Annotated in this window: 11 protein-coding genes; 7 read left to right on the top strand and 4 right to left on the bottom strand. The window is 58.2% G+C overall.

Annotated elements, in window-relative coordinates:
• Nucleotides 1-99 precede the first annotated feature (99 nt).
• Both ACREYP_RS00175 and ACREYP_RS00170 read right to left on the bottom strand, forming a co-directional pair.
• Entirely contained in the window at nt 100-711 is a 612-nt protein-coding gene (locus tag ACREYP_RS00175; protein ID WP_336818964.1) for a hypothetical protein, read from the bottom strand.
• Between the two features lie 85 nt (nt 712-796).
• Nucleotides 797-1,690 (bottom strand): LysR family transcriptional regulator, encoded by an 894-nt coding sequence (locus ACREYP_RS00170; RefSeq protein ID WP_336818962.1) that lies wholly within the window; start codon nt 1,688-1,690, stop codon nt 797-799.
• Between the two features lie 114 nt (nt 1,691-1,804).
• Here ACREYP_RS00170 and ACREYP_RS00165 point away from each other — a divergent pair, with 114 nt between their 5' ends.
• The 3 genes from ACREYP_RS00165 to ACREYP_RS00155 all read left to right on the top strand — a co-directional run bounded on the left by ACREYP_RS00165 (nt 1,805) and on the right by ACREYP_RS00155 (nt 4,506).
• Nucleotides 1,805-3,343, top strand: a complete 1,539-nt coding sequence (locus ACREYP_RS00165; RefSeq protein ID WP_498881053.1) for an MFS transporter — start codon at nt 1,805-1,807, stop codon at nt 3,341-3,343.
• Entirely contained in the window at nt 3,333-4,115 is a 783-nt protein-coding gene (locus tag ACREYP_RS00160; protein WP_336818959.1) for a metallophosphoesterase family protein, read from the top strand. The genes ACREYP_RS00165 and ACREYP_RS00160 overlap by 11 nt, the downstream gene beginning before the upstream one ends.
• 112 nt (nt 4,116-4,227) lie before the next feature.
• Nucleotides 4,228-4,506, top strand: coding sequence for a hypothetical protein (locus ACREYP_RS00155; protein ID WP_336818957.1), 279 nt, complete (start codon nt 4,228-4,230; stop codon nt 4,504-4,506).
• 58 nt (nt 4,507-4,564) lie between these two features.
• Here the strand turns inward: ACREYP_RS00155 and fhuE are convergent, their stop codons facing one another.
• On the bottom strand, nt 4,565-6,730 hold the full coding sequence (gene fhuE, locus ACREYP_RS00150; protein ID WP_336818955.1) for a ferric-rhodotorulic acid/ferric-coprogen receptor FhuE: 2,166 nt from the start codon (nt 6,728-6,730) through the stop codon (nt 4,565-4,567).
• A gap of 362 nt (nt 6,731-7,092) precedes the next feature.
• Between fhuE and emrD the strand changes: the two genes are divergently transcribed.
• Nucleotides 7,093-8,277: a multidrug efflux MFS transporter EmrD gene (gene emrD / locus ACREYP_RS00145; RefSeq protein WP_008458757.1), complete on the top strand. Its 1,185-nt coding sequence runs from the start codon at nt 7,093-7,095 to the stop codon at nt 8,275-8,277.
• Here emrD and dsdC read toward each other — a convergent pair whose 3' ends face one another.
• On the bottom strand, nt 8,278-9,213 hold the full coding sequence (gene dsdC / locus ACREYP_RS00140; RefSeq protein WP_008458760.1) for a DNA-binding transcriptional regulator DsdC: 936 nt from the start codon (nt 9,211-9,213) through the stop codon (nt 8,278-8,280).
• A 224-nt stretch (nt 9,214-9,437) separates the two neighbouring features.
• Between dsdC and dsdX the strand changes: the two genes are divergently transcribed.
• The 3 genes from dsdX (at nt 9,438) to ACREYP_RS00125 (ending at nt 13,835) form a co-directional block, all read left to right on the top strand.
• Nucleotides 9,438-10,775, top strand: coding sequence for a D-serine transporter DsdX (dsdX, locus tag ACREYP_RS00135; RefSeq protein WP_336818952.1), 1,338 nt, complete (start codon nt 9,438-9,440; stop codon nt 10,773-10,775).
• A gap of 17 nt (nt 10,776-10,792) precedes the next feature.
• Entirely contained in the window at nt 10,793-12,121 is a 1,329-nt protein-coding gene (dsdA, locus tag ACREYP_RS00130) for a D-serine ammonia-lyase (RefSeq protein ID WP_336818950.1), read from the top strand.
• 319 nt (nt 12,122-12,440) lie between these two features.
• Nucleotides 12,441-13,835, top strand: a complete 1,395-nt coding sequence (locus ACREYP_RS00125; protein ID WP_008460683.1) for an MFS transporter — start codon at nt 12,441-12,443, stop codon at nt 13,833-13,835.
• Nucleotides 13,836-13,877 lie beyond the last annotated feature (42 nt).

Below are 13,877 nucleotides of genomic sequence, written 5' to 3'. Positions count from 1 at the left end.
AAAAGGGAGAAGGGAAATACAGATCAATGATTCAACCTGTAAAGCTTACTGACAGGTCCTCTGTATAGATGTCGCCACTGTTCTGATAATCACCACAAATTACATCGGCGGCGTCAGCCCGTTAACCCCTGCAGAAATCCCGCGCGCGACGGCCTGGCCTTTGTCATCTTTGGTGGCAAACAGCACCACTTTCACGCCCGGCTTGAGCACGGATTTGTCGGCGGGGCTGATCAGCACCACCGGCACGTCGTCCGGCACCTGCACGGTTTTCTGCTGGCCGTGGAATTTCACCGTCATCGTGCGCCCGTGGCTGTTTACCAGCGTGCCGACCGTGCCGTTGGTCATGGTGTTCACCTGGCCGTTGGCGGACTCAAACGGATTAAACCCTTCCCCGGAACCGCGCAGGCTCGGGGCAAAAACGTGTACCTCCAGCGCCTTCAGCGTGCCGTCCGCCTGCGGCACGGCGGCGGTGCCGATAAAGCTATCGGGCTTGATATCGCTCATCTTCGCTTCGCTCACGCCGTTGATTCGGGTGTTGTCCGTCAGGCCAACGGAGAGTTTTTCGCCCTGCCGGGTGGTGATTTGCAGCGACGAATCATTGACTGCATCAATGGTGCCGCGCACCGGGGTGATGACATTGTCCGCCGCAGCAGCGCCAGCGCTCAGCAGAAGGAGGCTTAGGGCCGGGATAAACAAACGAGGCTTGATCATGCTTTCTCCAGGATTCAGGTCAGGGTAAGGACTGCTCTGGATCAAGCGTAACCGCCAAATGAATCCCGGGGGTGAAAGAGTGTGTTCAAACGTTTCCTGACCCACCCGAAACGTGCTCTTTTGCGAAGCGAATAAGGCGCTTAATCAGCGGCGTGCGCTCCCGCTTGCGGTACAGCATCCAGATAGCCGAAGGGATTTCTGCCCCGGCAATCGGGCGATAGACCACCTCCGGCACGCCAATAGTTTTCGCCATGATCTCCGGAATAACCGCGATGCCGTTGCCCAGCGCGATATGCGCCAGCACTTCGGTCAGCGTGCTGGAGCGGATGGCATCGTTGAGCACAAACCCACCGCGGCGGGCGATTTCATGTGAGCCAGCAGTCTGCTCCGGCAGAATAAAGCTTTCCCCGGCCAGAGCCGCAGGGTCGATAGCTTCCGCGCGGGAAGCCAGACGATGGGAAGCGGGGAGCGCCAGGCAAAAACAGTCGCTTTGCACCAACAGGTGCCCGACTTCTGACGGCAGCGCAACCGGGGCTCGCACAAACCCAACGTCGATTTTGCCCTCCACCAGCGCCGCCGCCATGCTGTCCATCAGCACTTCTCGCACACCAAGCGAGATATCCGGATATCTCCCACGAAACGCCCCCATCACCGAGCTAAGCGTCCCCGACCAAAGCGAAGACGCCACGTAGCCGACACGAATGTAGCCCTGCTCGCCGCGTGCAGCGCTAAGCACACGCTCACGCGTCAGCTCAGCCTGCCGCAGCGTGGCTTCGGCTTCTTCGCGGAAAATCTCCCCGGCCTGGGTCAGCTGTACGCGCCTTTTGGTGCGTAAAAATAGCGGGGTGCCAAACTCCCGCTCAAGCTGACTGATTTGCACCGACAGCGTCGGCGTGGAGATGTTCAGCGTTTCCGCCGCCGCACCAAAATGGAGCGTTCGGGCAACTTCGAGGAAATAGCGCAGATGGCGAAGCTCCATGTTTACTCCTGATTATTAGGTATTAACTAATAATAATGCCGAACGTAGAAATTGAATACCGCGCCCCGGATCGTGAAGCTTAAGGCGTGTTCTTCCCGCGTTTTCGGAGCTTTTATGTCTACTGTGCTGGCCGCGCCCGTGGCCAAAAACGACACCACCGTGCTGCTGGTTGCTTCCATGGGCTGCGCGATGACGGTCATCGACACAAATATCGTTGGCGTCGTGTTGCCGACCATCGCCCGCGGGCTGGACGCCACGTTTGCCGATATGGAGTGGGTGATTGGCACCTACGTGCTGTGCTTCTCTTCCCTTTTGCTGCCCGCCGGTTCGCTGGCGGACCGCTTCGGCAGACGGCGGATTTTTTTATTCGGTATCGCCCTGTTTGCCCTGGCGTCCCTTGCCTGCGGAGCGGCCACCACCATCCTGATGCTGAATATTGCCCGCGCACTGCAGGGCGTCGGCTCGGCGTTCTTGCTGGCACCCGCGCTGGCGATCATCGGCCACACCTTCCGCGAGCCGCAGGCCAGAGGCCGCGCCTGGGCCATCTGGGGCGGTATGATGGGCATCACCATGGTGCTCGCGCCTTTGGCCGGCGGCATCATCAGCGCCTATTTCGGCTGGCGCTGGGCGTTCTACATCAACATTCCCATCTGCCTGCTGTTGGCGATGGCGGTGCTGCGCACCATCGAAGAGTCCCGCAATCCAGCCGGCGGTAAGCCGGACGTACACGGCATTTCGCTGTTTATCGCCGCCATGTTTTCTCTTACCTGGGCGCTGATCCTCGCCCCGGAGCACGGCTGGAGCAGTCCCGAAGTGATGGGGCGCTTTATCGCTTCGGCGTGGTTCTTTTTGTTCTTTGCGCTGGTCGAACGTTACAAAGCCCAGCCAATGCTCGATCTCCGCCTGTTTCGCTCGCTGCCGTTTATTGGCGCAGTGCTGGCCATGTTTACCTATGCGGCTACGGCGCAGGTAATGACCTCGCTGCTGCCGCTGATGCTGCAAAACGTCGAGGGGAAAACCGCCCTGGCGTCCGGGGTGGGTATGCTGCCGTTCGCGCTCGCCATGCTGTTCTTCCCGATGGTGGCCCGCTGGATGGCACACCGCATGGCCGCCCGCTGGATCTTAGCCGCCGGATTAGGGCTGGTTGGCGTCGGCAACCTGATTATCGCCAGCGGTGTGCTGGCGCAGTGGCCCTGGCTGGTTATCGCCGGTATGGCCGTGCTGGGCAGCGGCGGCGGTATTCTTAACGGCGAAACGCAGAAGGCGATTATGGGCACCGTGCCTCACGAAAGGGCGGGCATGGCTTCGGGGATCAGCACCACGGCGCGCTTCTCCGGCATTCTGCAAGGTTTTGCGCTGCTGGGGGCCATTCTGGCCGGGCATACGCGTCACGTGCTGACCTCAACGATGCAGGCTAGCAACCTGCCGGTACGCGACGATTTTATTACTCAGGTTGTGGCCGGAGATGTGCAGCGCGCCCTTGCGCTGTGGCCGGAGAAACAGGCTCAGACGCTAAGCTCGCTAATCCGCCACAGCTACGCCAGCGGCTTCTCGCTGATGCTGGTTTGCGCTGCGCTGTTCGCTTTCTTCATTGCTCTGGTTGTCGTTTTCACCGTGCGGGATCGCGCCGGGAGTCAGCTCAATGAACGCTAAAGATATTGATTTCCAGTTTGCGATTTTCAGCGATATTCACGCCAATTTACCGGCACTTGAGGCCGTTTTGCAGGACATTGACCGCCACCACATCAACCAAATTTGGTGCCTGGGCGATCTGGTGGATTTTGCGCCGTGGCCTAATGAAGTGATAAACCTGATTCGCAGCCGCAACATTCCGGTGGTGATGGGCAACCACGACCGCCGCGTAGCAATGGACGAGCCGGTCACGCCGCTGGCTAAGCACTCCGTCCATGAACAACAAGCCCGTGAACAGGCGATTACCTTGAGCAAACGCACACTGACGGGGGAGAACCGCCGCTGGCTCAGCGCCCTGCCCCGGTCGAGAGCGTTTTACGCCGGGCCGCTCAGAATTCTGCTGGTCCACGCCAGCCCGGATTCTCTGTCCGAGTATGTGCATCGCCAGTTCTCCTGCAGCCAACTGATGAAGTGGCAAACCACGCATCAGTTCGATGTGATGGTTTCCGGGCATACGCACTACGCGGATATTCGCGAATTAGTCCGCAGCGATGGCCGCAGACTAATCGTCGCCAATACCGGTGCCGTCGGGCGAATCAAACCCGGCGAGCCGCAGGCCACCTGGCTGAGGGGGCACTACCGTTACGGGAAGCTAAAACTGGCGGTTCAAACGGTAAATTATGACGTCGCCGCCGTGGCCCAGGCAATTAAAGACAGCCCGGTGCCTGACTTTTACGCGGAGGAGCTGTATCAACACGGCATGGCCTGTTCACGGGCGCTGTCGGTATTCTGAGCGGCTCACTATTTCGTGATAAGCTGCGCAATATTGGCGTCAGATAACGCACATCAATATGTCGATGCGCGATACTGCCTCACTTTCATTGCTTGCCGCTTCAGGAAGAAAAATGGCCTCTAAATATGCACTCGTTCTGCTGGCTCCGCTGCTGCTGGCGGCCTGTTCGTCATCAGACAATTCAGGAATAGACCGCCAGGACAGGCAACACCTGGACGACAGCTTTATGCGCTCCCCGTGGCCCGATCCCTACTACAACAGCCGCTACCTGACGCCGGAACAGCGCCAGGATATCCGGGACCGCATCCGCGCCGACCAGCTGGAAGCCAGAGGCCGCAGGGATAACAGTACCGACAGCGGCGACGGTTTCGGACAGCCGGTACATTTCTAAACGGTCGGCGCCATTTCTCCCCACATAATCAGGGAGGTCACTGACCTCCCCGTCACGCCTAGAAGCTGTAGTTTGCCGTCAGCGAGAAGCTGCGCGGGGCGCCATAAACCACATAGTCGGAAAGCCAGGATTCATATTCTTTGTCGAACAGGTTATTGATGTTGCCCTGCACGGCGAAGTTTTTCGTTACCTGGTAACGGGTGAAGAGATCCACCAGCGCGTAGCTGCCCTGTTTGATGCGGGTGTTGCCGTTCGGGCCGTAGGCATCCTGCCAGGTTTTACTCTGCCAGTTCACACCGCCGCCCACGGTCACTTCCGGCAGCATCGGCAGCTGGTAGCGGGTGAACAGCTTCATCGTGGTACGCGGCTGGTCAGGGTTTACCGCGTCGCCGTTATTGTCGTCCGCCACATAGCGGGACGCCCCGAAGGTAAGCTGCCAGTTATCGGTCAGCGCGCCGTTCAGCTCAAACTCCACGCCGCGGCTCACGGTGCCGTCCACGGATTTATACGCCGTTTCACCAGGGTTGCCGTTAACCGGCGTACCGAGCGACTGGGCAACTTTGTCCTGTTCGATGCGGAACACCGCCAGCGAGGTCGTAAGGCGCGTGTTAAACCAGTCTGCTTTCACGCCCGCTTCATAGCTCTTCCCGGTGGTTGGGTCGAGGTAATCGCCGTTGACGTCGCGCTTATCGGTTGGCTGGAAGATGGAGGTGTAGCTGGTGTAGGCCGACCAGGTGTCATTGATGTCGTAAACCAGCCCCGCGTACGGCGTCACGTCGTGTTTTTTGCTGCTCAGGCTGGTTTGCGGCGCGGTGGACGGATTGTAGTCCGCGTCCCATTCGGTATAGCGGGCGCCCACAATCAGGTGCAGCGGGTCAGCCAGCGAGAAACGTGCAGCGGTGTAGGCGGCCTGCTGGCGCACCACATCTTTGCTGTAGAGCGAGAAGGCTGACCAGCTTGGGTCTGCGACGCTGCTGTAGAAGCTGCCCATCGCGATGCCGCCGTAAGGCAAGCCTGTGTTCGGCATGGCGTTATCGTAGTGGTTACGCTGGCGGCTGTAGCTGCCGCCGAACATCAGCTCGTGCTGGCGGCCAAACAGGTCAAAGCCACCACGCACAAACGCATCCACCGAATCCTGTTTACGCTCGCCCCGGTTCCAGCCGCCATAGGCGCTGGTGCCCGCGCCGGTGACTTTATCCGGGAAGCCGGTGACGTACATCAGCTTAGAGTCGAAGTTGGTTTCGGCGTGCAGCGTGTTGATACGCGCTTCCCAGCCATTATCAAAGCGCTGGACCAGGTTGGCGAACACTTTGGTGGCGTCTTTGTTGGAGTAAGCCCAGTCCGGCGCGGTGGTGGCGCTGCGGCTAAAGTGCGTCCGGCTGCCGTCGGCATACCAGGTGGGCAGGCCGCCCCAGGTCGGGCTGTCGTCATTGCTTTCCTGGTAGTCGTAGCCGACGGAAAGCGTGGTGGAGTCGGTCAAATCGGCATCCACCACGCCGTAGATAAATTTCTTGCGGTAGTGGCTTTTGTCCAGCCAGGTGTCGTTGTCCTGGTAGCCGGTGACCACACGGCCCCGCACGTTGCCGGACTCGCTCAGCGGCGCGGAAAGATCGGCCACATAGCGCTGCTTGTCCCAGCTACCGTAGCTGGCGGACACGTTGCCTTTAAATTCGCGGCTGTCGGCGTGCTTGCGCACCATGTTGATGTACGCCGATGGATTGCCGCTGCCGCTCATCAGCCCCGCCGCGCCGCGCACTACTTCAATATTTTCAAACACGGCGGTATCCGATCCGGTATCACCGAAGTCCCAGACGTCGCTAACCTGCGTGGGCATGTCGTCGTAGGCATAGTTGCTGATGAAGAAGCCGCGCGCAAAGTAGGTGGCACGGCTGCTGTCCACCAGCTTGGTGCTGATGCCGGTGGTGTTATCCAGCACCTCGCCGATGGTTTGCAGGTTCTGATCCTGAATACGCTGCTGGCTGATGACGCTGACGGATTGCGGGATATCGCGCGGAACCAGCAGCAGCTTGGTGCCGGTGGTGGTGGTTTTGACGCTGTAATCCTGTTCCTGTCCCGCCAGCGGATTGTCCGCCTGAGTATTCACCGTGATGGTGTCTTCTGCCTGCGCAGAAGGCAGCAGCGCCAGCGCAATGGCCGCCGCCAGGAGTGATGGGCCGCCTGCCCGTAACGTGAACCGATCCCTGGAGAAGTTAACAAATGCCATGTTAAACCCTCATTTTTGCAGTGCTGCGGCGTTTTCCGTGGCCGGCACCTTTTTTTGATTTTTATAAAGACGCGCACGATTAAATGCGGATGAGAAATATACGCATTTGTATTTAACCTGTAAACAAATGTAATTCTCTGAGGGTTAACGAAGATTGCACCGTTGCGGGGCAAAAATGGGCGTTTGGTGGCAATAAAAATTGCCGCTTTCGCTTTACAAACCGACACGTAATTCTGCTGTTAAAACAGCCTCATCATCTGGCTTATTGCATAGGTTGTGATAGATTCCTCTCGCTTTCAAAACATACACAGCAAAATACGCTGCGAAGCCTCTCTCTTTTTTCAGGTAAACGATCGGACGCCATGAGAAAGTTAGCCAATATCCACCTGCTGATGATGTTGATTCTGCTGGTTGCTGTCGGGCAGATGACACAGACGATTTATATTCCTTCTATTCCCGATATGGCTCATGAAATGGGCGTGCGCAGCGGCGCGATTCAGCGCGTGATGGCGGCCTATTTGTTTACCTACGGCGTGTCTCAGCTGTTTTATGGCCCGCTTTCCGATCGCATTGGCCGCCGCCCGGTGATCCTCGCCGGCATGGTGATTTTTATGCTGGCGACGCTCGGTGCACTGTTTACCACTAATTTGCATATTCTGGTGCTGGCAAGCGCCCTGCAGGGCATGGGCACCGGGGTCGCGGGCGTGATGGCGAGAACCATGCCGCGCGATCTCTACGAAGGCGGTGATTTACGCCAGGCCAACAGCCTGCTGAACATGGGCATTCTGGTGAGTCCGCTGCTAGCACCGGTTATTGGCGGGATGCTGGACAGCGTCTGGGGCTGGCGGGCCTGCTACGGTTTCCTGCTGCTGCTGTGTGCCATTGTCGCGTTTTCTATGTGGCGCTGGCTGCCCGAAACTCGCCCGGCAGACGCCACGCCGCCTCGCCTGATGCGCAGCTACAAAATGCTGCTCGGCAATATCTCCTTCAACTGCTATCTGCTGATGCTGGTTGGTGGCCTGGCGGGAGTGGCGGTGTTTGAAGCCTGCTCCGGCGTACTGATGGGCGGCGTACTCGGCCTGAACGGCGTGGTGGTCAGCATTCTGTTTATTCTGCCCATTCCGGCGGCGTTTTTTGGCTCCTGGTACGCGGGCCGCCAGAACGTGCGTTTCTCCAGCCTGATGTGGCAGGCGGTATTGAGCTGCCTGTTCGCCGGGATTTTCATGTGGATCCCAGGCTGGTTCGGCATCATGAATATCTGGACACTGCTGGTACCTGCGGCGCTGTTCTTCTTCGGCGCAGGCATGCTGTTCCCGCTGGCGACCAGCGGCGCGATGGAGCCGTTCCCGTTCCTGGCCGGTACCGCAGGGGCGCTGGTTGGCGGTCTGCAAAACATCGGCTCCGGCGTGATGGCCTGGTTCTCCGCGCTGATGCCACAAACCGGGCAATACAGCATCGGCATGCTGATGACCGCGATGGGCGTGCTGATCCTGTGCTGCTGGCTGCCGCTGGCGCAGCGGTTCCAGCATCATGGCGAGACAGTTTAGTTATTTAGCCTCTTCGGCAAGGTTTTTCAGCCAGCTAATAAAAGCGTCAATCTTCGGCCATTGTCGGCCACTGAGGGTCGAAATGTAGTAATGCTGATGGCATTTTAACGTTTTCTCCCCAAACGGGGCGATGAGCTCGCCCCGCTCCAGCCGCTTTTGCACCAGCCTTTTTCTCCCCATCGCTACGCCAACGTGGTTCATCGCGGCAATCACCGCCAGGTCAGAGCGATCGAAGCCTATGCCCGTCGAGGCCGGGAGTTCAATACCAAACTGCTGAGCCCAGCTGTACCACTCATCGGTGCCGGAATCATTGCTCCACGCCTGCCGGTCATGCAGCAAAGTACAGTGGCGCAGTTGAGCAGGCCGGGAATTGAGTTCAAAGCGGCGGGCATATTCCGGGCTGCAAACCGGCAGAATCGCCTCATCCATCAGAAAATGGTGGCTCAGCTGCGAGGAAGGCGCATCGTCAAAATAGAGCGCCAGATCGATACCCGCACGCTGTAAATTGAGGTTGTCGTTCCCGGTCAGAATAGTTAACGAGATAGCAGGGTAGCGCTGGGTGAAATCCCCCAGCGCGGGCACCAGCCAGCACTGGGCGATCGACGGCCTGGAGTACACGGTCAGCACCCCCGAGAGTTCCTGGTTTTTGATATCCAGAATCTCCTGGTTCAACGTGTCCAGAGACGATTTCAGCGCCCAGAACACCCGCTTGCCTTCGTGCGTCAGTTCCACTTTACGATGCGAGCGAACAAAAAGCTGGATCCCCAGCTCCTCTTCCAGCTGGTTTATCCGGTGGCTAACCGCGCTGGGGCTGAGTGACAGTTCATCCGCCGCCAGTGCAAAAGATTGATGGCGCGCCGCCACCTCAAAAGTGTACAGCTTCGACAGTTGCCAGCCGTTTAATAACCGATTTCGCCCCTCGCGTGACGTTTCCATCGTGACCTCTCTCTCAATTCCAGCGGCCAAGTTTAAAAAATCCGCGGCTAACCAGCAGCATTTAGTTGAAGAAAAGCGAACCTGAAACACATTTCATCGCCTGATTTCGACTCAAATCACCCTATTGATTCAATTTACCTCATGTGAAAGGCCAGTTTTATCGTTTGTCAGCCCGGATGGATTTTTATCCAATAGCCCGCAAATGATGCACAGGAGAAGGGCTAATGGGATCGCAAATCTGGGTGGTGGGTACGCTGCTTGCCAGCATAGTGTTAATCGTGTTGACCATCATAAAACTGAAGCTTCATCCTTTCCTCGCGCTGCTGCTGGCGAGCTTTTTCGTCGGCGTGATGATGGGCATGGGCCCGCTGGAGATGGTCAACGCAGTGGAAAGCGGCATCGGCGGCACACTCGGCTTTTTAGCCGCGGTCATCGGGCTGGGGACCATTCTGGGAAAAATGATGGAAGTCTCCGGCGCCGCCGAACGCATTGGCCTGGCGCTGCGGCGCTGCCGCTGGCTTTCCGCCGACGTGATTATGGTACTGGTCGGCCTGATTTGCGGCATTACGTTGTTCGTTGAGGTTGGCGTGGTGCTGCTCATCCCGCTGGCCTTTTCCATCGCCAAAAAGACCCACACTTCGCTGCTGAAACTGGCGATCCCGCTGTGTACCGCGCTGATGGCCGTTCACTGCGTGGTGCCCCCACATCCGGCGGCGCTGTTTGTGACCAATAAACTCGGCGCCGATGTAGGCACCGTGATTGTGTATGGCTTAGCGGTTGGCCTGCTGGCGTCTCTGGTGGGTGGCCCGCTCTTTCTGAAATGCCTGGGCAAGCGTCTGCCGTTTAAATCCGTTCCCGTCGAATTTTCATATCTGCAAACGCGCGATGCGGCTTCTCTGCCGTCCTTGAGTGCCACGCTGTTTACCGTGCTGCTACCCATTGGCCTGATGCTGGCGAAGACGCTCGCTGAGCTGAACATGACCCCGGGCAGCAAGGCTTATACCGCGCTGGAGTTTATCGGCAACCCGATTACCGCCATGTTTATCGCCGTTTTCGTGGCCTATTATCTGCTGGGCCTGCGTCAGAACATGGGTATCGCTACGCTGCTGAGCCACACCGAAACTGGCTTTGGCTCCATCGCGAATATCCTGATGATCATCGGGGCAGGCGGCGCGTTTAACGCCATTCTCAAGGCCAGCGGCATGGCAGACAGCCTGGCGCTGAGCCTTTCCAGCCTGCATATGCATCCGATCCTGCTGGCCTGGCTGGTTGCCCTTATCCTTCACGCCGCCGTCGGGTCTGCGACCGTGGCGATGATGGGCGCCACGGCTATCGTTGCTCCGCTGCTGCCGCTCTATCCCAACGTCAGCCCCGAGATTGTGACGCTCGCCATCGGCTCCGGCGCTATCGGCTGCACCATTGTGACGGATTCGCTGTTCTGGCTGGTGAAGCAGTACTGCGGCGCGACGCTCCATGAAACCTTTAAGTACTACACCACGGCGACATTCATCGCTTCTTTAGTTGCACTGGCCGGCACATTCCTGCTTTCCTTTATCATCTGAGCGCCAGGAGGCTCGTTATGAAATCGACAGAATTACACGCGTTAACCGAAAAATTTCCGCTGCTCAGCGAGCTTACCGCCCTGAACGAAACGACCTGGTTTAATCCGGGAGCCACCTCCCTTGCCGAAGGCTTACCGCATGTTGGCCTGACTGAGCAGGACGTGAAAGAGGCGCACGCCAGGCTGGCTCGTTTTGCGCCTTATCTGGCCAAAGCATTCCCGGAAACCGCCGCAACCGGTGGGATTATCGAGTCAGAGCTGGCCGCCATTCCGGCGATGCAAAAGCGCCTGGAAAAAGAAAATGGGCAGCGGCTCTTCGGTAAACTGTGGCTGAAAAAAGACAGCCATCTGCCTATTTCTGGCTCGATTAAGGCTCGCGGGGGCATTTATGAAGTCCTGACTCACGCAGAAAAACTGGCTACCGAGGCGGGCCTACTGAGTCCTGAAGATGACTACAGCCAGCTGCTTTCTCCTGAATTACGCGAGTTTTTCAGCCGCTATAGCATCGCCGTTGGCTCTACCGGCAACCTGGGTCTGTCGATTGGGATCATCAGCGCCCGAATTGGCTTCCGCGTCACGGTGCATATGTCCGCCGACGCCCGCGAATGGAAAAAAGCTAAACTGCGCAGCCACGGCGTGGAGGTGGTTGAATACGCCGAAGATTACGGGGTTGCCGTTGAGCAAGGGAGAAAAGCCGCCGAGGCTGACGCCAACTGCTTCTTTATCGATGATGAAAATTCCCGCACGCTGTTCCTTGGCTACGCCGTCGCCGGGCAACGGCTAAAAGATCAATTCTCGCAACAGGCTATTACCGTCGATGAGCAGCACCCTTTGTTTGTCTATCTGCCCTGCGGCGTCGGCGGCGGCCCCGGTGGCGTGGCGTTTGGGCTGAAACTGGCCTTTGGCGACCACGTTCATTGTATTTTTGCCGAGCCAACCCACTCCCCCTGCATGCTGTTGGGGGTTTATACCGGCCTGCATGATGCGCTTTCCGTGCAGGATATCGGGATAGATAACCTGACCGCCGCCGACGGTCTGGCCGTGGGACGGGCTTCCGGCTTTGTCGGCAGAGCAATGCAAAGGCTGCTGGACGGCTTCTATACCGTGGACGATCAAACGCTGTACAACCTGCTAGGCTGGCTGGCTGAAGAGGAAAATATTCGCCTGGAGCCGTCGGCCCTGGCTGGTATGGCCGGGCCGCAGCGCGTGTGCGCGACGACGTCTTACCATGAGCTGCAGGGCTTCAGCGCCCAACAGCTTGATAACGCGACGCACCTGGTCTGGGCCACCGGAGGCGGTATGGTTCCTGAGGCTGAGATGGCGCAGTATTTAACGAAGGCTCGCTGATTAGCCCCTCACCCCAGCCCTCTCCCCAAAGGGGAGAGGGAGAAAACCCCGGCATATTTTGCTCCCGATCGGCCCCTCACCTAATAAGGGCCGGAAGAAACCCGCATCTTTGGCCTGAATGCTGTTCTGTCCCCTCTCCCTTCCAGGGAGAGGATTAGGGTGAAGGTCACCTTCCCCGTCATATTTTTGTCATTTAGTTACCTTACTCTCACTTCCGGTTTAATTATTTGATCAATCTACGCGCGTAGATACACTGCGAGAAATGATTAAAAATGGCATCTTCGCCAACAGATAACGTTCGATCTCTGTGAGAACTCTAATGACGACAAGCACTTTCTCCCCTCCTCCGGCTTCGGCGCAACACGCGGCAGAAGAGCGTCTGGCCACGCCGGAAGGTAAACGTGATTTTATTCGCGCCACCTTCTCCTGCTGGCTCGGCACCACGATGGAATACGCGGACTTCGCGCTTTATGGCCTGGCGGCCGGGATCATCTTTGGCGATGTGTTCTTCCCGGATGCCACGCCCGTCATGGCGCTGCTCTCCAGCTTTGCCGCTTACTCCGTGGGCTTTGTTGCCCGGCCAATAGGCGCCCTGCTGTTTGGCGGGCTGGGCGACCGCTACGGCAGAAAAATGGTGATGGTCATTACCATTGCGCTGATGGGCTGCTCCACTACGCTTATTGGCCTGATCCCAAGCTACGCGCAAATTGGCGTCTGGGCGCCAACCTGCCTTGTGATTCTGCGTTTTGCCCAGGGGCTTGGCGCGGGTGCGGAGCTGTCCGGCGGTACCGTCATGCTGGGTGAATATGCGCCAGTGAAACGCCGTGGCCTGGTGTCATCCATTATCGGGCTGGGCTCCAACAGCGGCACGCTGCTGGCTTCTCTGACCTGGCTACTGGTGCTGCAGATGGATAAAGAGACGCTGCTTGCCTGGGGCTGGCGTATTCCGTTCCTGTGCAGCATGTTGATTGCCGCTGTTGCCCTGATTATTCGCCAGCATCTGCGTGAAACCCCGGTGTTTGAGCGCCAAAAAGCGCTGCTGGAAGCCGAGCGTAAACAGGTGCGGGAAAAGGGGCTGGCCGAGCAGCAGAAAGATCCTCGCAGCTTCTGGCAGAGGACCCGCGCCTTCTGGACCATGGTCGGGCTACGCATTGGTGAAAACGGCCCTTCTTATCTCGCCCAGGGTTTTATCATTGGCTACGTCGCCAAAGTGCTGGCGGTGGATAAATCCGTCCCCACGCTGGCGGTGCTGATCGCCTCGGTGCTGGGCTTCGCCATTATTCCTTTTGCCGGCTGGCTCTCCGACCGCTTTGGCCGCCGGATCGTTTACCGCTGGTTCTGCCTGCTGCTGATTATCTACGCTTTCCCGGCCTTTATGCTGCTGGACTCTCGCGAGCCGATGATCGTTATTCCAACCATCGTTGTCGGCATGGGGCTGGCTTCGCTGGGCATTTTCGGTGTGCAGGCCGCCTGGGGCGTGGAGCTTTTCGGCGTGACAAACCGCTATACCAAGATGGCGTTTGCCAAAGAGCTGGGGTCGATGCTTTCCGGCGGAACTGCACCGCTGATTGCCGCCGCACTGCTCTCCTGGACCGGGCACTGGTGGCCTATCGCGCTCTACTTTGCAGTGATGGCGGGCATCGGGCTGGTGACCACCTTCTTTGCACCTGAGACCCGAGGTCGCGACCTTAATCTGCCGGAAGACGCTATTTGATTTGTCACAGAGTTGACGGCGATTTTTACGGAGCAAAGCTTT

It is taken from the genome of Enterobacter sp. TMH.L2, assembly GCF_050847315.1.
Taxonomy (GTDB): Bacteria; Pseudomonadota; Gammaproteobacteria; order Enterobacterales; family Enterobacteriaceae; genus Cedecea.
This window is presented reverse-complemented; position numbering and strand designations above follow the sequence as displayed.

What these genes read in the sequence shown, in the direction of transcription:
- dsdC (WP_008458760.1), bottom strand. Translation starts at nt 9,213, where the DNA reads ATGGAAACGTCACGCGAGGGGCGAAATCGGTTATTAAACGGCTGGCAA.
- ACREYP_RS00170 (WP_336818962.1), bottom strand. Translation starts at nt 1,690, where the DNA reads ATGGAGCTTCGCCATCTGCGCTATTTCCTCGAAGTTGCCCGAACGCTC.
- ACREYP_RS00165 (WP_498881053.1), top strand. Translation starts at nt 1,805, where the DNA reads ATGTCTACTGTGCTGGCCGCGCCCGTGGCCAAAAACGACACCACCGTG.
- emrD (WP_008458757.1), top strand. Translation starts at nt 7,093, where the DNA reads ATGAGAAAGTTAGCCAATATCCACCTGCTGATGATGTTGATTCTGCTG.
- ACREYP_RS00155 (WP_336818957.1), top strand. Translation starts at nt 4,228, where the DNA reads ATGGCCTCTAAATATGCACTCGTTCTGCTGGCTCCGCTGCTGCTGGCG.
- ACREYP_RS00175 (WP_336818964.1), bottom strand. Translation starts at nt 711, where the DNA reads ATGATCAAGCCTCGTTTGTTTATCCCGGCCCTAAGCCTCCTTCTGCTG.
- dsdX (WP_336818952.1), top strand. Translation starts at nt 9,438, where the DNA reads ATGGGATCGCAAATCTGGGTGGTGGGTACGCTGCTTGCCAGCATAGTG.
- ACREYP_RS00160 (WP_336818959.1), top strand. Translation starts at nt 3,333, where the DNA reads ATGAACGCTAAAGATATTGATTTCCAGTTTGCGATTTTCAGCGATATT.
- dsdA (WP_336818950.1), top strand. Translation starts at nt 10,793, where the DNA reads ATGAAATCGACAGAATTACACGCGTTAACCGAAAAATTTCCGCTGCTC.
- ACREYP_RS00125 (WP_008460683.1), top strand. Translation starts at nt 12,441, where the DNA reads ATGACGACAAGCACTTTCTCCCCTCCTCCGGCTTCGGCGCAACACGCG.
- fhuE (WP_336818955.1), bottom strand. Translation starts at nt 6,730, where the DNA reads ATGGCATTTGTTAACTTCTCCAGGGATCGGTTCACGTTACGGGCAGGC.